An 18,359-nucleotide genomic window follows, 5' to 3' on the forward strand; every position below is an offset into this window, starting at 1 on the left:
GCCTCGCCGGAGCTCGACAGCTCCTACATTTGATCTTTGCTGCCTTGAGTATTTTTAAGCGACGTTCTGCTCGGCCGACCAGTTGGCGTACCACTGGCGGAACAGCGCGTACTGGTTCTCTGCATAACGACGCTGGGCATCGCTGAGGGCATCGGTCTCGTTGAAGTGCAGGGTGTATTCCTTGTCGCCGTTGAGCACCATCAGATGCTTGTAGAACAGCACCAGGTCGCAGCCTTCGTCGAAGGACGACAGCACCGCCAGCGCCGACTCCAACTCCCGCGCCTGGCGACGTGCAGTGGCGTCGCCCTTGGCGGCTTTCTTGCTCAAGGCCACCAGTTGCAGGACTTCCCGTGGCAGTGCATTGCCGATGCCGGTGATTGCGCCGGTGGCGTTGCAGTTGACGAAGCCGTGCACCACTTGGGTGTCCACGCCGACCATCAAGGTCACGTCATCGTCCTTGGAGGTGATGTGTTCGGCCGCGTAGCGCAGGTCTGCAGCACCGCCGAATTCCTTGAAGCCGATCAGGTTCGGGTACTCGCGACGCAGTTCGAAGAACAGGTCGGCGCGGGTGGCGAAGCCGTAGTAAGGGCTGTTGTAGATCACCGCCGGCAGGTTTGGCGCGGCCTTGAGGATGGCTGCAAAGTGATCCTTTTGCGCCGTCGCCGATGCGCCACGGGACAGCACCCGCGGGATGACCATCAAACCATGGGCGCCGACCTTCGCCGCATGCGCTGCATGGGCCACGGCTTCACGGCTGTTGACCGCGCCGGTGCCGACGATGGTCGGCACACCGGCGGCCACCAGGCGCGCCACGCCTTCCTGGCGCTCGGCCTCGGTCAGCAACGGCCAGTCGCCCATGGAGCCGCAGTACACCACCGCGCTCATGCCGATATCGATCAGTTCGCGGCCCTTGGCGACCAGTGCGTCAAAGTCCGGTTTGCGCTGGGCGGTGCACGGCGTCATCAATGCAGGGATGCAACCGGTGAAGATAGTGGTATTCATTGTTTCAGCTCCAGTTTGATTGAAGGGGCGGGGGCGGTTCAGATGCCCCACGCGAAGGGGTCCTGTTCGTCGATCAGCAAGGTGCTGTCGGCGGTCATGTAGGCGCGGCCGGTGATGGAAGGGCGCACACGTTCGCCCTCCCATTCATAGCTGCCTTCGAATTGGCTGCCGGTGATGCTGGCTTGTATCCACGGCTCACCGGCGGCGAGTTTCCCGTCGGCCGCCAGGCATGCGAGCTTGGCGCTGGTGCCGGTGCCGCAGGGCGAGCGGTCGTAGGCCTTGCCTGGGCACATGACAAAGTTGCGGCTGTCGGCCTGGGGGTCGTCGGCGAACAGTTCGATATGGTCGATCAGGGCGCCGTCTTCGCCGTGGATGCCCTGGGCTTCGAGGGCCTTGAGCATTGTCCAGGTGTAGTCGGTCAGGGCTTCGACGTTGTCCATTTCCAGCGCCTGGCCATGATCGGAAACCAGGAAGAACCAATTGCCGCCCCAGGCGATATCGCCGTAGACCAAGCCATGTCCAGGCACTTGCACCGAGACATGCTGGCGATAGCGATAGGCGGGCACATTGCGCAACGTGACCGCGCCGTCGGCGTGCAACGTGGCGCTCACCGGGCCGACCGGCGTGTCGATCTTGTGCACCCCCGGCGCGATCTGCCCCAAGTGATGCAACGAGGCAACCAGGCCGATGGTGCCGTGGCCGCACATGCCGAGGTAGCCGGCGTTATTGAAGAAAATCACGCCGCAGGTGGCATCGGCCGAGACCGGCGCGCAATACAGCGCGCCCACCAGTACATCGTTGCCACGGGGCTCCAGCAGGCACGCCCTGCGCCATTGGTCATGCCGGGTGCGCAGGTCGTCGAGCTTGTCGACCATGGTCTCGCCGGCCAGCGTCGGGAACCCCGTCATCACCAGGCGCGTGGGCTCGCCGCCGGTGTGGGAATCAATGATGTGCACTCGTTTCATAGAACAATCCATTCAGTGGTTGGCTGAGGCTCAGGAAGCAAGCTGCACTCGGCCGATGTCGGGCTCAGGGGCTTCGCTTTCGTCGTCTTCGGTTTCCAGGCGAACCAGGTGCGCCGGCACGCCGGTGGCCGCGCCCCAGTAATAAATCCCCAGCGCGCAAGCGGCGACGACCACGGTGTCGAACGGGTGGCTGAGGATGCCCAGGCCACCGAAGCTGCCGAGTTTCGACAGGATGATGGTCACGGCGTAGAAGCCGATCAGCCAGGCGGAGGAGCGAACCTGGCGGCCCAGGCTCAGGTGCAGGGTCGGCACAAAACGGCCGCACAGCAGGTACACCACGAACATCAGGATTTGCAGGCCGAGCAGCCACGACACGGTGCTCCAGCCGGACCAGTAGACGATCAGCGCGGCGATGATGAACGACAGCGGGCCGAGCAAGCCCATCCACTTGACCCGGAACGGGCGCGGCAGGTCAGGTGCATTGCGGCGCAGGGCGGCCACGGATACCGGCGCCACGGCGTAGCTCAAGACCAGCGCGGCGGACACCACGTTGATCAGCGCTTCCCACGACGGGAAGGGCAGGGTCCAGAACACGGACAGGCCAAAGGTCAGCCACAGCGCCGGGCGCGGGATGCCGGACTTTTCATCGATGCGGGTGAAGATCTTGAAGAAGGTTCCGGTTTGCGCCCAGCCGTAGATCACCCGTGGCGTGGCGTTCATGTAGATATTGCCGCAGCCGCTGGGGGAGATCACGGCGTCGGCGACTACCAGGTACGCCAGCCAGCCCACACCCAGGGCGAGCGCGATGTCGCGGTACGGCAGGGCCAGTTCCTTGGCGACGCCGGCCCAGCCGTTGGCGAGCATTTCGGTGGGGATGCCGCCGAGGAAAGCGGTCTGCAACAGCACGTAGATTGCAGTGGAGAGCAGCACCGACAGGATCAGTGCAATCGGAATGGTGCGTTGCGGGTTCTTCACTTCGCTGGCCACCGAGATGATTGGCGTCAGACCCAGGTAGGCGAAAATCACCCCGCCGGCAGACACGGCCATTTCAATCCCCGACAGGCCGAACGGCGCGAAGCCCTGGGCGTGGAAATTCTCCGGCTTGAAAAAGGTGAACAGCACGCCGATCACCAGCAGCGGCACGATGAACTTGAACACGCTGACCAGGTTATTGGCCATGGCGAAGGTCTTCACGCTGCGGTAGTTGAGGGCGAAAAACAGCGAGAGCAGCGCAAACTGCACGAACCAGCCGAGGACGGTGGGGTTGCTGGAACCCGCCTGCGTCAACTCGGGAAACCACGCCGCGGCGTATTGGCGCGAGGCGACCACTTCAATTGCCACCAGGCTTGAAAACGCGATCAGCGTGATAAAGCCCATCAGGTAGCCCAGCAGCGGGCCGTGGGAATAGACCGGGTAGCGCACCACGCCGCCGGCGCGGGGCAATGCCGCCCCCAGTTCGCAATACACAATGCCCAGCAGCAACACGGCGAAGCCGCCCAGCAACCAGGAAAAAATCCCCGCCGGTCCGGCGATGGCGGAGACGTGACTGGCCGCGAACAGCCAGCCCGAACCGAAGATCGCTCCCAGTCCGATAAAGGTGAGGTCGATCAATGAAAGCTGTTTCTTGAACTTGCCTTGGGCTGACATGGCGGCGCCTTCTTGTGGGTTATTGGATAGGCATGCAGTGGCCATACAGTGAACCCATCAACGGCGCCGCGATTGATGTTTTGCGCAGGCTGCGATGACGAAATCAGCACAATTGCGAGTGCTCGACAGGGCCACCGCCATGCGGCAATCTGCTCGCCAGGCACCGCCCGCCGGGCGCCTGGCCTGTCCGCAAAATGCAGGAGAGAGCGTCATGATGCAGAGCGCGTTCGCGACCCTATGCCAAGGGAGCGGGTCGAATCGTCCACAGACCATCGAAGAATTACTGGCCGGCGTGGGGTTGCTGTTGCCGATGCTGGACGTGATTCCCAATGCCGCGATCTTTATCAAGGACGTGCAGGCGCGCTACGTATTGGCCAACCGCACCCTGGTGCAGCGGTGCGGCTTGAAGGACTTGCAACCGCTGTTGGGAAAAACCAGCGCCGAGGTATTTCCCGCGCAGTTGGGGCCCGGCTATACCGAGCAGGATCGGCGGGTGCTGGAGCAGGGATTTGTCCTCGAAGACCAGTTGGAATTGCATTTGTACGGTACCCGCGAGCCGGGTTGGTGCCTGACCCACAAATGGCCGCTGTACAGCCGCGACGCTGCAATCATCGGCCTGGCGGGCATCTCGGTCGACCTGCAAACCGCCAGCGAAACCCACCCGGCCTATCAACGGCTGGCGGCGGTGGACGAGCACATCCGGGCGCATTTCAATCGGCGGGTCACGTTGGGTGAACTGACGCGGATCGCCGGGATTTCCGTGGCGCAGCTGGAGCGCTACTGCAAGCGCGTGTTCCACCTGACACCGCGCCAGATGATCCAGAAGGTACGCCTGGAACATGCGCACCGGCTGCTGCATACCGAGCTGCCGATCACTGAGGTGGCGTTGCAGTGTGGGTATACCGATCACAGTGCGTTTACCCGGCAGTTCAAGGCGTTGACCGGGTTTACGCCGCGCCAGTATCGGCAGGCGACCAGTGTGCGGTGATGTCTAATTGGATCTACGTGAATGTCATGAGCAGCGGTGGCGTCAACAAGGAGGGCGCCAACGCTCTTCGCAGTTGCGCAAACCTGGTCAGTTTTATCCCTGCCGTTGGTGCGACTTATCAAGTCGTCCAGTCCGTGCCGGTGAGTGGCTGCGTGGTGGATGTCACCGACAAAAGCACCGGGGGCTCTCCCGATTCGTTCAGAAGAGCAGCGGTTATCGGTGGGTGTTCGCCTTGACTCAGTAGGACGGCGTCACCTGGGTAATCACTGGCCGGCCTTCAACGTTTCAAGCATCGCCTGTGCTGCCAGCGCATGCACCTTGCGCGTCGGATGCCATTCATCCCAGTAGTAATGCGCATCCGGGTTTTCACACACCGGCTTCACGTCCGGATAGGTGTGTTGGCAGGGCGTATCCAGGTCTTTCAACCCCGCCACCTGGGGAGCTGCGCGCAGCTTGTCGCTGAACGCCACGTGGTCGAAGTAGCTGATGCTGACCTGATGCGCCTTAGCCAATGTGCTCAGCACAACCGGCAGTTTTTGTTCCAGTACCTGCTGGTAGTTTTTCGCGTTCTCGACTTGATTGCCCTGCACCACGGCTGGCACATGACTCAAATCCGTGGTGCCCACTACCATCACGTGTTTTGCGCCCGCTGTAATCAGTGTCTCGGTGGCTTTCTGAATATTTGCCACGCTGTTCTGGCTGAGTACGGCAACCGACTCTGGGTGCGAGAAGTCGGCCCATTCAAAAAAGTCGTTGGCCGAGATGAAAATGAAATACAGCGCCTTCGGGTCGGCTTTGTGTGCCTTGGCGGACTTCAGGTAGTCAGCGATCTGGCCTGAAACGCCGGTGTCGCGGGCGGGCTCCATCCAGGCGTAGTAGTTGCCATTGCCACTCTTGGCGCCGCCCACTGCGTAGTCGGTCAAGGGTGTTTTCAAGGCGTGGGCCAGGTTCTCGACGGCAGTCGGGCCATTGCTCCATCGGCCCTTCCAGTACAACGAGCCGGGCAGTTCCTGGGCATCCTTGACCTTCAGAGTGGCCAGGGTCTTGGTGAAGCGTTCACCCGCACCGTTATCGGAGTAGCTATCGCCGAACGCATAGAGGTGATCGTAGCGGGGAGCGCCAAAGGCGGTGGAGGCGGTCAGTACCAATAGAGCGGCCAAGCAAGCGCGTAGAGTCATTGGAAATCTCCCGGGTGGTGCTCCAAGAGTACTGGCGGTGAAGTGCATGCCCGCGGGCGGTTGCGACCTGTGTGTAGCTGAGGGCGCAAAGACTGTCCTGTATGCGACAGGTGGCTATCGCTGGTAGTGTCCGCAGAATTGGGCATTCACATCAGGAAGATTGAGATGGCATCAGCGATAGAGTTGTCTTTTGAAGTTACGGAGCAAGAGCGCCAGGCCATCCTTCAGCCGCTGAGGGCATACAACATCAGCCAATGCGGCGAGAACCCGTTCGAAACGTTTGGGCTGTTACTGCGTGATCCCGCCAGCCAGGAAGTGGTGGGCGGCCTGTACGGGAAAATTTCCTATGGCTGGATGTTCATTGAGCTGTTGAGCGTGCCTGAGTCAATGCGCACTCAAGGCATGGGCTCGCGGCTGATGCTCGCGGCTGAGGAGCTGGCACGGGAGAAAGGGTGTGCGGGGATCTGGCTGGACACCTTCAGCTTCCAGGCGCCCGGGTTCTACCGGAAGCTGGGTTTCAGCGAGTTCGGGCATATTGCCGAGTACCCGCCAGGACACACGCGCCACTTTTTCCAGAAGCACCTGGGCTGAGGGCTAGCGGGTCACCGACCGCCACGTGACCAAGCCGTCCAGCCCTTTATCGGACTTCAAGTACCTGAGCACGTTCTGCGCCTGGGCCTTCTCTTCAAACGGGCCGACAAATGCCCTCTAACGCTTCAAACACCCACAAACTTTATTGGATTGCAGCAACAATTTTTCTTGTTGGACACCTCCCTCCCCAAGCAGCAAAGATGCGGCCACTGACGCTCGACCTTCCAGGTCAACAATAAAAAATCGAGCCGGGCTGCACGCCGTTTTCTTGCAGTGAACCCTTTGTTCACTACCTGCTTTACTGGCGCCGCAGCGCGCACTTAAGGACCTCACCACCATGCAAACTGTTGTGAACCTATGGCCGCTGATTGGCGTACTCGTCATCGTGGTCGGCTTTGTGTTGCGCTTCAATCCGCTGCTGGTCGTCACGGCGGCAGCGATTGCAACCGGGTTTGCCGCCCACTTTCCACTGGAAAAGATCCTCGCCACCATGGGCGACGGCTTCCTCCAGACTCGCGCCTTGCAATTGATCCTGTTGTTGCCCCTGGCTGTCATCGGCTTGCTGGAGCGCCATGGCTTGCGCCTGCATGCGCAAAACTGGATCGCGCGCTTTGAGCGGGCCACGGTCGGGCGCTTGTTGATCATCTATCTGTTTGTGCGTGAATCCACAGCGGCCATGGGCCTGACGAGTCTGGGCGGGCACCCGCAGATGGTGCGCCCGTTGCTGGCGCCGATGGCCGAAGGTGCGGCGGAAAAACGCTATGGCAAACTCCCCGACAAGCTTCGCCACAAGGTCCTGGCCATGTGTGCCGCGACCGACAACGTCGGGCTGTTTTTTGGCGAGGATATCTTCGTCGCCTTTGGTGCGATTGCGTTGATGCACACCTTCCTGCTGGGTTCGGGGATTGATGTCGAACCTCTGCACATTGCGGTCTGGGGCATCCCGACGGCGATCTGCGCCTTCATCATTCACGCCATTCGCTTGCACCGCTTTGACCGAATGCTGACCCGAGAGCTGTTACCGGCCAACACAGCGGAGGCGGCGCAATGATCATTTCCATTCAATACCTGTACTGGCTGGCCGGCGTTCTGCTGGTGATCACCGCCGGGATGATCCTGATGGATCGCACCCACCCCAGGCGCTGGTCGAGTTCGTTGTTCTGGCTGCTGTTTGCCATTCCGTTCCTGGTGGGGGAGCGCCTGCCCTCGGTGGTGGTCGGCGTGGGCGTGGTGGTGATGGCACTCATCGCGGGCCTGGGCGGCGTAGGCCGCGGCGCGCATGCCCAGTTGCATGACAAGGCCGCACGGGCCAGCGCAGGTCGCCTGGGGCATAAACTGTTTATCCCGGCATTGGCCATTCCGTTGACCACGGTGATCGGCTCGGTATTGCTCAAACACACCGAGATCGGCGGCGTGCCGCTGCTGGACCCGAAGAACACCACCTTTGTTTCCCTGGGTATCGGCTGCCTGATTGCACTGGCGCTGGCCTGCTGGCTGACGCGGGACACGCCGGTGCAAGCCCTTCGCGAATCCCGGCGCCTCACCGAAGCGCTGGGCTGGGCGATGGTGCTGCCGCAGATGCTGGCGATGCTCGGGCTGTTGTTCAACGAAGCGGGCGTGGGCACAGCGGTGGCGCACATCACCACCACCTATATCAACCTGGATTACAAGCTGGTAGCGGTGATGGTGTATGTGTTGGGCATGGCACTGTTTACCGTGATCATGGGCAATGGCTTTGCCGCCTTCCCGGTGATGACCGGCGGCGTTGGCGTACCGGTGCTGGTGGGCATCTACGGCGGCAACCCGGCGGTGATGGCTGCCATCGGCATGTTCTCCGGTTACTGCGGTACGCTGATGACACCCATGGCGGCCAACTTCAATATTGTCCCGGCGGCGTTGCTGGAGCTGCCGGATAAAAACGCGGTCATCAAGGCACAGATGCCGACCGCGTTGATGATGCTGGTGGTCAATATTGTCCTGCTCTACCTGCTGATGTGAGGCTGTAATGCGCACTGTATTGCTGACGGGTTTCGAACCGTTTGACCAAGACCTTGTCAACCCGTCCTGGGAGGCGGTACGCCTGTTGGAGGGTGTGCAGTTGGGCGCTGATGTGCGGATTGTCGCGCGCCAGTTACCCTGTGCCTTTGCCACGGCGGGCGAGCGCCTGGCTCAGCTGTTGGCCGAACACCGCCCGCAGATGGTCATTGCTGTCGGGCTGGGCCCCGGGCGCAGTGATATTTCCATCGAGCGGGTCGCGATCAACCTCAACGACGCGCGGATTCCGGACAACCTGGGTGAGCAACCTGTCGACACGGAAGTGCTGCCCGGCGGCCCTGCGGCCTACTTCGGCACCTTGCCGAGCAAGGCCATGGTAAGGGCCGTGCGCGAGGCCGGCATTGGGGCCAGCGTGTCGCAAACCGCCGGCACTTTCGTGTGCAACCAGGTGTTCTATCTGTTGCAGCACGCGCTCGCCGGGTCAGGGGTACGCAGCGGTTTCATCCATGTGCCGTGGCTGCCCGAGCAGGTGGTGGGCCGAATACCCGAGCCGGCCTCGATGGCGTTGCCGATGCAGGTCGAGGGCTTGCGGATTGCGCTGCTGACGGCCTGGAATACCCTGGTGGATATCACTGAAACGGGTGGGCAAGTCAGCTGAGGTTTTCGGCTTCGCGTCCCGGGAAAAACAACGCGAAGCAGGTCACACCGTTCTCGCTGCTCACGCTGTATCGGCCGTTATGCAACTGCATGATGGTCGCGACAATCGACAGCCCCAATCCATTGGAATGCGCCGAACGCTCCCGTGATTCATCCACGCGATAAAACCGCTCGAACAACCTGGGCAAGTGCTCCGCCGGGATGGTCGCGCCGTGGTTGGTCACCGTCAGGTTGATGCCTTCGGCGCAGGGTGTGGCCTGGATCAGCAGTTCAGAGGCGGGCGCACCATATTTGATGGCGTTGGCGCACAGGTTGGCCAGGGCACGGCGCAGCAGCATCGGCTCGGCCCAGATCACACCGGCGCCCTGGGCGAGGATGCTGATGTCGACATCGCCCGCCAGGCCTTCGAAGTAGTCGGCCATGCGTTCCACTTCATCGGCCGCGTCCAGTTCCTGGCGCTGGCGCAGCGCACTGGCCGGGTCGGTGCGGGCCAGGAACAGCATGTTGTCGAGCATGCGCGCCAGGCGTTCGAGTTCTTCGACGTTGGAGGCCAGCAGTTGCTGGTAGGCTTCGATGCTACGGTGTTGCTGCAGCGCCACCTGGGTTTCCCCGAGCAAGTTATTGATCGGCGTGCGCAGTTCGTGGGCCATGTCGGTGGAGACCTGGCCCAGTTGCACAAAACCCTTGGCCAGGCGTTCGAGCATGGTGTTGAACGAATCAATCATCGGCAGCAGTTCTTTGGGGGCACCGTGGCTGTCGAGGCGCGCGGCGAGGTTGCCGACGCCGATGCCCTGGGCATGCACGGCCAGGCGCCGCAATGGCAGCAGGCCGCGATGCACCATCAGGTAACCGACCACCGCCAGTACCAATGCCGCGATGCTGGCGAGGATATAGACACTCAGCCGGTAGCTGGCGAGCACTGCGGTGCGCTCGGTCATCAACCGCCCGGTAGTGACTTGCAGGCTGCCCAGGTCGCCTGAATCGATGGTGGCGGCGAGGGTGGAGAAGGGGACGCCATTGACGCCGGGTAAATGCTGCACGTCGGCGAATTCCAGGGCGTGGTCCCGGGGCACCGGTGCAACGTCGGGCATGTCGATGTTGCCGGGGTTCACTTCCAGCAGCGGTTTCTGCCCGGGTGCGGCGATGCTCAGCACCGATTCGCGGTTGCCGAGCATGTTCTGGAACAGTTCGGGCTTGGTCTTGATCAGGTCCAGGGTGTTGCTGTCGTTCAGCAGGTTGCGCAGTTGGTCGACGCGGTAGATCAGCGCAGCGTCGTCGCGGTGGATCAGTTCGCGCTCAAGGTCGCGGTACAGCGCCACGCCGAGGGTTGCCAGCAGGGCGAACGCCAGCAGGGCGAAGATCAGCGCCAGGCGCAGCGTCAGGGAGTAATGCCGGGGCTTGCTCATGGTTGCGTATCGAAGCGATAGCCGATGCCGCGCACGCTATGGATCAGCTTGAGCTGGAACGGGTCGTCGATTTTCAGGCGCAGGCGGCGCACGGCCACGTCGACCACATTGGTGTCGCTGTCGAAATTCATGTCCCACACCCTTGAGGCGATCAGCGAGCGCGAGAGTACCTGGTCCTGATGGGTGGCGAACAAGTGCAACAAGGCGAACTCCTTGTTGGTCAGGGTGATGCGCACGCCGCCACGGCTGACGCGGCGCTTGAGCACGTCGATCTGCAGGTCGGCGATCTGCAAGTGTTCTTCTTCACGGCTTGGCCCGCGCCGGGTCAGGGTGCGCAGGCGCGCCACCAGTTCGGCGAAGGAAAACGGCTTGATCAGGTAATCGTCGGCGCCCAGTTCCAGGCCCTTGATGCGGTCGGCAATATCGTCCCGGGCGGTCAGGAACAGCACCGGCGTGTCGGCTTCCTTGCGCAGGCGACGCAGCACTTCCCAGCCGTCCATCTTCGGCATCATCACGTCCAGCACGATCACGTCGAACGGGGTTTCCAGGGCCTGGTGCAAACCGTCCACGCCATCGCGGGCAAGGCTCACGGAGTAACCCAGTTCCTGCAGGCCGTTAAGCAGGTAGTTGCCCGCCTTGGGCTCGTCTTCGACTACGAGGATATTCATGGGATTCGCCCTGGTGATGTGCAGTTCTTGCGTGGCGCAAGTGTAGCCCGATCAATTGTCATTGGGGCAGCCGATGCCCTGTACTTGATAGTCCAGCACGTGTTCGCGGCCCTGGCTGTCGAGGTAGTCGAGGCGCGCAGGGACAATGCCGCACTGGCCGTAGGTATCGGTGCTCGACAGTACTTTGGCCACGTCCATGTGCATGAAGAAGCCGGGGGTGTCATGGATCACCGAGGTGGTGGCGGTGGTATCGGCAAAGGCCGAGCCGGTGGCGAGGAGGGCAGCAAAGCCGAGGATAAACAGTTTCATGGCGGTATCTCTCTTTAAGGGTTGGCTGCCGGTATCCGGCAGTGAGTTCACAGTAACCAGGCGACACAAACAGCCAGCCAACAGGATGATGACAAGATCGTAATGAAGGGCTTAAGGCTGGCGGCCGGACGCTTCGAGGATCAGGTCGGTGATTTCCTTGGCGTGGGAAACCAGGGACAAGTGGCTCGATGGCACCTCGATGGTGGTGGCGTTCATGCGCTTGGCGAGAAAGCGTTCCAGGTCCGGGTTGATGGTCTGGTCATTGCTGGACACCGCATACCAGGACGGCTTGGTGTGCCACGCGGCGTTGACGGTGCGACCGCTGAACAGGGTCTTGGCGATCGGTTGTTGCACGGCGTACAGCTCCATGGCCTTGGCGTGGGGTACGTCGGCGGCAAAGTACTTGAGGAAGGCGTCCTGGTTCAGGGTCAGGTAACCGTCGTGCTCCACCACACCGGCCCGCACGGGAGTGCTTGGGTACTTGGCGGACAGGGCGACGAAGTCTTCGTTGGCGTCCGGAGCGCGGGCGGCGACGTAAACCAGGGAGCTGACCTTGGGGTTGGCCCCGGCGTCGCTGACCACGGTGCCGGCGTAGGAATGGCCGACCAGCACGGTAGGACCGTCCTGTTGATCGAGTACGCGATTGGTGGCAGCGACGTCATCCGCCACCGAGGTCAGCGGGTTTTGCACGGCGGTTACATGCAAGCCTGCGGCCTGCAGGCGGGTAATCACTTCGGACCAGCTGGAACCGTCGGCCCAGGAGCCGTGTACCAGCACTACGTTATTGGCTTTCACCGGTGCAATCGGGCCGGCCACGGCGGCGCCGGTCCCCAGCATCAACAGGCTGGCGGCGATCAGGCAGAGTTTGCTTGCAGGTTTCATGGGCGGGCTCGCTTCATTTTCAGTGGGAAGTTGGGTCACCCGCTGTGGGTGACTGACGACTTCACTGTATGAAGTGAGGGTGCGGGCAACACTGACAGCTTGATGACAAGTTTGTAATGCAATGGGCAGCCGGAAGGCTGCCCTGGTTGGACGGTGACCCATCAGACAGTACGGGCTGCTTGCAGGCGTTCAGCGCCGCCTTCCGCCAGGCCGCGTTCGTGCAGGCGATCTGCGCCGCCCTCGGCGAGCAGGTGGGATGGCTGGTCTTTGACCGCGCCAGCGTGGGTGTCGGCCGACGCCATGGATGACAGCCCGAGGCTCGCGATGACAGTCAGGCCGAGTACCAGGGACGAAGCTTTCGAGAGATTGAACATGATGAGGCTCCTACGCGTGAGTCAGCCGGATTGGCTGGTGGTCGTAGTTAATCGCCGGGGTGTATCTGCCATGTGTGCCCAGGCGTGGCGAAATGCGGGTTCGCGTATCCAGGCGGGGTTCCCATACAGTCCGATACAAACCACGGGAAGGTTTACAGCGTTTGGGCCGATCCGTAGATTGCACCAGGCAAGTGGTTCGTCAGCGCCCAAGACCGGGTGACGAAAGCAAGAGGAAGCCGAGCAGTGTCCACCCGCGATTCAGCTGTATTCGCCCACCGTTACCGCGCCTTTCTGTTCGATATGGATGGCACACTCCTGAACTCCATTGCCGCCGCCGAGCGCGTATGGGCCACCTGGGCTGAACGCCATGGGCTGGATGTCGAGGCCTTTCTGAAGACCATCCATGGTGCCCGGGCCATCGATACCATCACCCGCCAGGCGTTGCCCGGTGTGGACGCGCAGGCTGAGGCGCAGTGGATTACCGAGGCTGAACTTGAGGATGTGGAAGGGGTGGTGGCGATTGCGGGCGCGGTGGAATTCCTCAACGCATTGCCCGGCGATCAATGGGCGCTGGTTACGTCTGCCCCCAAGGCACTGGCTCTGCGCCGTATGCAGGCGGCCGGGATCAACCCGCCGGCGGTGCTGGTCACCGCGGAGGATGTCGCCAGCGGCAAGCCGGATCCGGCCTGTTATGTGCTCGGTGCGCAACGGCTGGGAGTACCGGTACAGGACTGCCTGGTGTTTGAGGATGCCAGCGTCGGGATTCGCGCCGGCGAGGCGGCGGGGGCCGATGTGATGGTGGTGACGTCGACCCACCTTGTGCCCATGGTCACCGCGCATCCGTCGATTGACGGGTATGAGCGTCTACAGGTTCAGCGGGATGAAGCCGGGCTGTTGCATCTACAGCGCCTGGCGTAAAAAAAGGCCGACCCGGTTACCCGGATCGGCCTTCTTCGTAAAGGGGCGGTTCAACGTTGGAGCCGTTTCCAGTCAGCGTCTGCAGGCGGTTGCCCTTGAGCCCCTGGCGGGACAAGACCATTTCCTTGAGGATTTCGCTGGCAAGCCTGGCAATCGCCTCCGGCCCTCGATGGTGGGCGCGGACGATGCCGGTCACTGCAAAGTGATCAGCTTCCGGGCCGCTGAGAATCGCGGAAAGCGTGCCATCGGCATGCAGGGTGCAGACGATTTTGTAGCTCGGCAGGCGCGCTGCCAGTGCTGATTCGATTTCGCTTTTACTCAGTGTGTCCATCAGCGCTACAACCTTTCACCGACCGTGCATGCCCAAGCATAGGTTGTGTCGCGCAGCTGTAAATACCGGCGATCTGATAGCAACTGCGGCGGCGGTTTCAACCCGCTTGCGGGATACACCGCGCTGGGGCAACGAACTTCAAGATGAAACCCAAAGCCGTCAGGATGAGGCTTTGCGGCGATCACTGTGAGGCGCGCGCCGGCACAGTCTGCGATGGACGGCGACCTGAATGGGCTTGAGGCAGAAGAAAAACAAGTACGCGCTCAGGAACAGCGTCAGGTCCAGCCATGAGTAGGCTTTGTCGGAGGAACCTTCGATTTCGAACTTGAGGCCATACTCCAGCGCCACAAACGCCACGCTGATCAGCGTGACAATCAACCAAGACTTGGATAAGTAAGGCTGTTTAACGGTACGCCTCATCAACGTGCTCCTTGGCGCGCTGCAGACTGTAGGGGATTTGTCACGAGATTCGGCCCTGGAAAACTCCACAAGTTCCCTTTGTTTGCAGGATGGTTCATGCGTAGAACGCAGCCAGCGACTATTACTGAGAAGTGTTCCTGCCATGTGTCATACAAAAGGGAGTACGCCTTATGTTGGTTCAGTGGTTTCTTGCAGCAGTCCATTTACTGGCATTCGCCATGGCATTGTCGGCCGTGCTTGCGCGTGGCAAGGCATTGCGCGGTGTATCTGATAGTGACCCATCCACCCTGCGCCGCGTATTGATCGCAGACAACATCTGGGGAATCAGTGCCCTGGTGTTATTGGTAACCGGTGGCCTGCGGGCCTTTGGCGGCTACGAAAAGGGCAGTGATTATTACCTGCACCAGCCGTTGTTTCACGTGAAGATGACGCTGCTTGTATTAATTTTGTTACTGGAGCTCGCGCCGATGATTCGCTTTATCAAATGGCGCATCGCGTTGGCGCGTGGCACGCGCCTCGATTTGCACCAGGCAGGTCTTTTTGCGCGCATCAGCCATGTGCAGGCGTTACTGCTGGTGCTGATGATGATTGCAGCGAGTGGCATGGCACGCGGTGTCGGCCTGGGATGACGCTGGCCTGACGCTGGAACAAGGGAATAGGGCGCGCTGGCCGCGGGAAGCCGCGAGCAGGCTGAAAGAGGTTTTCGCCAGCCGTTACAGTGAACGAAAGGGCTGGCTACTGGAGGCGCTTCAAGGTGTCTGGTTTTTATCCGGAGCCGTCAGGCCCGCCTGGATACGTTGGTAGATCTCCTCGCGATGCACGGCAACGTCCTTTGGAGCATTGATGCCGATTCTTACTTGCTGGCCGCTAACGCCCAGGATGGTGATCGTGATGTCATCACCGATGTTTATGCTTTCACCGACTTTGCGGGTGAGTATCAGCATGGACTTCTCCTTGATTGCTTTGAAGGACACATGTTTCAGACAGGGCAGATGTCGGATGTGTGTAGCTTACTGCGAAGCGCTTCCCTGTGGCTGCCTCTTTTAGGACGCATAGAGGCGGCATTAATTCCCATGCCGCCATCATACAGGTCTGCGATACATCATTCGCATTGTTTAAGCCAACGTTTATGACGGCCAGAATAGACAGTGAATGATAAAGTCGCCTCTTTGATCCTCTAAGGAGCAGGGTAGTGCGTAAAGTAGCGATGGCAATTGCGGTGTTGGCATTGGCCGGTTGCGGTGAAGGTAAAAGTGTCGACGCCCCCAAGGCCAGGCCTGCCGTTGCCGAGGCGCCCGCCCAGGCGCAACCTGCGGTCGGCGCGATCGCCTCTCAAGAATGGGATGTATGGGTGGGGCCGCCGGATCACAAGCTGCAGGCGATGACTGACCTGACCGCGTGGTTGCTGGAACACGGTTTCAGTTTCTATCTGGCGAAGGAAGACGGTAAGGACCAGGTGCTGCTGGGCCCATTCAGCACCAGGGCCGAGGCCGAGGCGAAACAAGCGCAGTTGACCGAGAAACTGGCCACTGCGAAGAAGAATGACACGGTGTCCGAGGTCATCGAACACAAGGTTGCGCAGTAAAGAGTCGACAAGCGGGAGGCCATGGCGCTCCCGCTTTTTTCGTTCAGCCGCAGGCTTTCAAGTTCACCGGGCCGACAAATTCATTGCCGCGCCCCATCACGCACGCCACAGTTTGATTGCGCTGGCGTTCCCAGGGCTGCACCGGGTAGGTCTTGTTCCAGGCTTCATACAGCTGGCGATCCTGTTTCGACAGGCGCAGGCCATACTGCTTGCTCATATAGAAATAGGTTCGGGCGATCATGCCGCGAATGGAAGGGCGGGGCATGACCTTCTTGGCCTTGAAGTCCACCTGGGTCAGGCATGATCCATATTGGCCGCTTTGTACCGGCAGCCAGCCAAAACTGAAATTGTTTCGGTCGCCATTCACCTCGCCGATGCTCGGCACCAGGTTGTGCAGGTCGGCTTCGGCCCGCTTGTAGACCGCGTCCTTGCGGGTGCAGTTCTTGCGCCCGCCATCCTGCCAGCACTGGCGCTGATGGCCGATCTGCCAGGCCGGAACAATGTGTTCCCATTCAATACGTGCCGCCCGGTTGGCGTTTTTGCGCGGGATATAGCCGCAGGCTTTCAGGTCTACCCGGTTGCCGTTGTATTTGCAGCCGCAATAGAACTCCGTGGATTGCGGTTCATACAGTTTCCAGGCGATTTTCTTGGCTTCGCTGAATGTCCTGGGGGCTTGGGCGTGAGCGGTAACAGCAAAAAACACACACAACAGACTGATAAAACGGACACTCATTGACTCAATCTTCCTTCGGCACAACCCAGAAAATCTGCACGCCACCGTCATCGCGATAGGCGAGGGTGACGTTATCGTTTTCTGCTATCTCTTCCAGTAGTCGTGCCCACTCGTCTTCCGGTTCCTCCGGCAAACGAAAAATCAACGCCGCCTTGTTTTTTTGGGCATTGGTGGAGTTGATGATTTTCTGCACACGAACGGCCAGTCGTTGGTAGGCATCAGGAGGTGTTGGTGCTGCGGAAGAGGGCTTTGCCACGGAGTATTCCTTATTAGGCTGTACGTGCATACAGTATTTAACTGTGGGCAATTTCGCAACTGCTTAAAATTCAAGAATTTCTTCTGACAGTGGTTTTGCCGATTTGGTGTAGGAACGCTTTGTTTTTCAAAGGTTTTTTGCGCGGGGGATAAAGCGGGGGAAATCAGACCCGCTCGCGGTACGCCACGAGCGGGATGGCCCAACCGTTGCCGGCCGGGCCTGGGAGCGATCAATATTCCCAGAACATCCGTTGCAGTTCCTTGCTGTCCTGGGTCTTGGTCAGGGCGACCATGGCCAGGATGCGGGCTTTCTGCGGGTTCAGGTCATGGGCAACTACCCAGTCGTATTTGTCGTCTGGTTGTTCGGCGTTACGCAGAACGAAACCACCGGCATTCACGTGGGAAGAGCGAATGATCTGTACGCCTTGCTTGCGCAGTTCCTGCAGGGCAGGCACCACCTTGGACGACACCGAACCATTGCCGGTACCGGCGTGGATGATGGCTTTCGCGCCGGCCTGGGCAAGGGCCTTGTAGGCGGTGTCGCTTACGTTGCCATAGGAATAGGCGATTTCGACGTCCGGCAGGCTTTTGATGGTCTTGATGTCGAATTCCGAGTTCATGGTGTGACGCTTGGCTGGCAGGCGGAACCAGTAGGATTTGCCTTCAACCACCATGCCCAGCGGGCCCCATGGGCTCTTGAACGCTTCAGTCTTGATGTTGATCATCTTGCTGACGTCGCGACCCGACTGGATCTCGTCGTTCATGGTCACCAGTACGCCTTTGCCGCGGGCGTCCTTGCTGCCGGCGACGGCAACGGCGTTGTACAGGTTGAGCATGCCATCAGCCGACATGGCGGTGCCTGGGCGCATCGAGCCGACCACGACGATTGGCTTGTCGGTCTTTTCCACCAGGTTGAGGAAGTAGGCAGTCTCTTCCAGGGTGTCGGTACCGTGGGTGATCACGATGCCGTCGACGTCCTTGCTGTCGGCCAGTTCGGCGACACGACGACCCAGTTGCAGGAGGTTTTCGTTGGTGATGCTTTCGGAGGCAATTTGCAATACTTGTTCGCCGCGGACATTGGCGATCTGGCTAAGCTCAGGAACACCGGCGATCAATTGTTCGATGCCGACCTTGGCGGCCTGGTAGGTCGCACTGTTGGCCGCGCTGGCGCCGGCGCCGGCGATGGTGCCGCCGGTGGCAAGGATCACCACGTTGGACAGTTTTTGCTGGGTTTCAGCTTCTTTTGCCTGAGCGGCAACGGGGAACAACAGCAGGAGGGCTAACGCGCCCGGTACGAAAGTTTTCAACGCAGATTTCATTATTCTTCTCTCTAGTTTTGATGAGTGCTGATGCAGGTTCATCTAGAAACACCCGGGCGGTTCTGAGCGCCACGAGGTGCTGAGTAAGAGCAGGATTTGTACCAGCGGGATTTTGTTTGGCAATAGAATTTAACCT

23 protein-coding genes are annotated in these 18,359 nt (G+C 60.6%); 8 read left to right on the forward strand and 15 right to left on the reverse strand.

Annotated elements, in window-relative coordinates; all coding sequences use genetic code 11:
• Positions 1-54 precede the first annotated feature (54 nt).
• The 3 genes from HX821_RS12030 to HX821_RS12040 are packed head-to-tail and all read right to left on the reverse strand — an operon-like array spanning position 55 to position 3,614.
• Positions 55-1,002: a dihydrodipicolinate synthase family protein gene (locus HX821_RS12030; protein ID WP_087693960.1), complete on the reverse strand. Its 948-nt coding sequence runs from the start codon at positions 1,000-1,002 to the stop codon at positions 55-57.
• A 38-nt stretch (positions 1,003-1,040) separates the two neighbouring features.
• Positions 1,041-1,967: a 4-hydroxyproline epimerase gene (locus HX821_RS12035; RefSeq protein ID WP_177009387.1), complete on the reverse strand. Its 927-nt coding sequence runs from the start codon at positions 1,965-1,967 to the stop codon at positions 1,041-1,043.
• A gap of 30 nt (positions 1,968-1,997) precedes the next feature.
• Positions 1,998-3,614, reverse strand: coding sequence for an APC family permease (locus tag HX821_RS12040; RefSeq protein ID WP_134326083.1), 1,617 nt, complete (start codon positions 3,612-3,614; stop codon positions 1,998-2,000).
• 211 nt (positions 3,615-3,825) lie between these two features.
• On the opposite strand from HX821_RS12040, the gene HX821_RS12045 reads away from it, so the two are divergent.
• A complete protein-coding gene (locus HX821_RS12045) occupies positions 3,826-4,602 on the forward strand; it encodes an AraC family transcriptional regulator (protein WP_177009388.1) in 777 nt (258 codons plus the stop codon).
• 263 nt (positions 4,603-4,865) lie between these two features.
• On the opposite strand, the gene HX821_RS12050 is transcribed toward HX821_RS12045, so the two are convergent.
• The gene (locus tag HX821_RS12050) at positions 4,866-5,780 is read right to left on the reverse strand and encodes an SGNH/GDSL hydrolase family protein (RefSeq protein ID WP_102368531.1); all 915 of its coding nucleotides are present in this window, start codon (positions 5,778-5,780) and stop codon (positions 4,866-4,868) included.
• A gap of 165 nt (positions 5,781-5,945) precedes the next feature.
• On the opposite strand from HX821_RS12050, the gene HX821_RS12055 reads away from it, so the two are divergent.
• The 4 genes from HX821_RS12055 (at position 5,946) to pcp (ending at position 9,024) form a co-directional block, all read left to right on the forward strand.
• The gene (locus tag HX821_RS12055; protein ID WP_177035808.1) at positions 5,946-6,371 is read left to right on the forward strand and encodes a GNAT family N-acetyltransferase; all 426 of its coding nucleotides are present in this window, start codon (positions 5,946-5,948) and stop codon (positions 6,369-6,371) included.
• Positions 6,372-6,708: 337 nt separating this feature from the next.
• On the forward strand, positions 6,709-7,422 hold the full coding sequence (locus HX821_RS12060; RefSeq protein ID WP_003219990.1) for a DUF969 domain-containing protein: 714 nt from the start codon (positions 6,709-6,711) through the stop codon (positions 7,420-7,422).
• Complete coding sequence (locus tag HX821_RS12065; protein ID WP_102605117.1) at positions 7,419-8,369, forward strand: DUF979 domain-containing protein; 951 nt, start codon at positions 7,419-7,421, stop codon at positions 8,367-8,369. Before HX821_RS12060 ends, HX821_RS12065 begins: the two co-directional genes overlap by 4 nt.
• A 7-nt stretch (positions 8,370-8,376) precedes the next feature.
• On the forward strand, positions 8,377-9,024 hold the full coding sequence (gene pcp, locus HX821_RS12070) for a pyroglutamyl-peptidase I (protein WP_008438704.1): 648 nt from the start codon (positions 8,377-8,379) through the stop codon (positions 9,022-9,024).
• Here pcp and HX821_RS12075 read toward each other — a convergent pair.
• The 5 genes from HX821_RS12075 to HX821_RS12095 form a co-directional block, all read right to left on the reverse strand.
• Positions 9,017-10,429 carry a heavy metal sensor histidine kinase gene (locus tag HX821_RS12075; protein ID WP_003219987.1) on the reverse strand — a complete coding sequence of 471 codons (1,413 nt, stop codon included), beginning with the start codon at positions 10,427-10,429 and terminating at the stop codon, positions 9,017-9,019. The two genes, pcp and HX821_RS12075, sit on opposite strands and share 8 nt — an antisense overlap.
• Positions 10,426-11,097 carry a heavy metal response regulator transcription factor gene (locus HX821_RS12080; protein WP_003219986.1) on the reverse strand — a complete coding sequence of 224 codons (672 nt, stop codon included), beginning with the start codon at positions 11,095-11,097 and terminating at the stop codon, positions 10,426-10,428. Before HX821_RS12080 ends, HX821_RS12075 begins: the two co-directional genes overlap by 4 nt.
• Before the next feature lie 51 nt (positions 11,098-11,148).
• The gene (locus HX821_RS12085) at positions 11,149-11,406 is read right to left on the reverse strand and encodes a DUF2790 domain-containing protein (protein ID WP_003219985.1); all 258 of its coding nucleotides are present in this window, start codon (positions 11,404-11,406) and stop codon (positions 11,149-11,151) included.
• A gap of 111 nt (positions 11,407-11,517) precedes the next feature.
• A complete protein-coding gene (locus HX821_RS12090) occupies positions 11,518-12,288 on the reverse strand; it encodes an alpha/beta fold hydrolase (RefSeq protein ID WP_008438701.1) in 771 nt (256 codons plus the stop codon).
• Between the two features lie 161 nt (positions 12,289-12,449).
• On the reverse strand, positions 12,450-12,662 hold the full coding sequence (locus tag HX821_RS12095; protein ID WP_177035809.1) for a phage infection protein: 213 nt from the start codon (positions 12,660-12,662) through the stop codon (positions 12,450-12,452).
• A 243-nt stretch (positions 12,663-12,905) separates the two neighbouring features.
• On the opposite strand from HX821_RS12095, the gene HX821_RS12100 reads away from it, so the two are divergent.
• Complete coding sequence (locus tag HX821_RS12100; protein WP_003219982.1) at positions 12,906-13,580, forward strand: HAD-IA family hydrolase; 675 nt, start codon at positions 12,906-12,908, stop codon at positions 13,578-13,580.
• Between the two features lie 16 nt (positions 13,581-13,596).
• Here the strand turns inward: HX821_RS12100 and HX821_RS12105 are convergent, their stop codons facing one another.
• Together HX821_RS12105 and HX821_RS12110 are read right to left on the reverse strand one after the other, a co-directional pair.
• A complete protein-coding gene (locus HX821_RS12105; RefSeq protein ID WP_008438700.1) occupies positions 13,597-13,911 on the reverse strand; it encodes a hypothetical protein in 315 nt (104 codons plus the stop codon).
• Positions 13,912-14,070: 159 nt separating this feature from the next.
• Entirely contained in the window at positions 14,071-14,331 is a 261-nt protein-coding gene (locus tag HX821_RS12110; protein ID WP_003219977.1) for a hypothetical protein, read from the reverse strand.
• 170 nt (positions 14,332-14,501) lie between these two features.
• Here HX821_RS12110 and HX821_RS12115 point away from each other — a divergent pair, with 170 nt between their 5' ends.
• A complete protein-coding gene (locus HX821_RS12115) occupies positions 14,502-14,960 on the forward strand; it encodes a DUF2214 family protein (protein ID WP_008438699.1) in 459 nt (152 codons plus the stop codon).
• 120 nt (positions 14,961-15,080) lie between these two features.
• On the opposite strand, the gene csrA is transcribed toward HX821_RS12115, so the two are convergent.
• The gene (gene csrA, locus HX821_RS12120; protein WP_003192511.1) at positions 15,081-15,275 is read right to left on the reverse strand and encodes a carbon storage regulator CsrA; all 195 of its coding nucleotides are present in this window, start codon (positions 15,273-15,275) and stop codon (positions 15,081-15,083) included.
• A gap of 263 nt (positions 15,276-15,538) precedes the next feature.
• Here csrA and HX821_RS12125 point away from each other — a divergent pair, with 263 nt between their 5' ends.
• Positions 15,539-15,916: a hypothetical protein gene (locus HX821_RS12125; protein ID WP_003219972.1), complete on the forward strand. Its 378-nt coding sequence runs from the start codon at positions 15,539-15,541 to the stop codon at positions 15,914-15,916.
• A gap of 43 nt (positions 15,917-15,959) precedes the next feature.
• Here the strand turns inward: HX821_RS12125 and HX821_RS12130 are convergent, their stop codons facing one another.
• The 3 genes from HX821_RS12130 to HX821_RS12140 form a co-directional block, all read right to left on the reverse strand.
• Entirely contained in the window at positions 15,960-16,649 is a 690-nt protein-coding gene (locus HX821_RS12130; RefSeq protein WP_102605114.1) for an endonuclease, read from the reverse strand.
• Positions 16,650-16,653: 4 nt separating this feature from the next.
• Positions 16,654-16,905 carry a DUF1654 domain-containing protein gene (locus tag HX821_RS12135; RefSeq protein WP_023659007.1) on the reverse strand — a complete coding sequence of 84 codons (252 nt, stop codon included), beginning with the start codon at positions 16,903-16,905 and terminating at the stop codon, positions 16,654-16,656.
• Positions 16,906-17,134: 229 nt separating this feature from the next.
• Positions 17,135-18,223, reverse strand: a complete 1,089-nt coding sequence (locus HX821_RS12140) for an asparaginase (protein WP_003219965.1) — start codon at positions 18,221-18,223, stop codon at positions 17,135-17,137.
• Between the last annotated feature and the right edge of the window lie 136 nt (positions 18,224-18,359).

The sequence above is a fragment of the Pseudomonas sp. B6001 genome (genome assembly GCF_013386015.1).
Taxonomy (GTDB): domain Bacteria; phylum Pseudomonadota; class Gammaproteobacteria; order Pseudomonadales; family Pseudomonadaceae; genus Aquipseudomonas.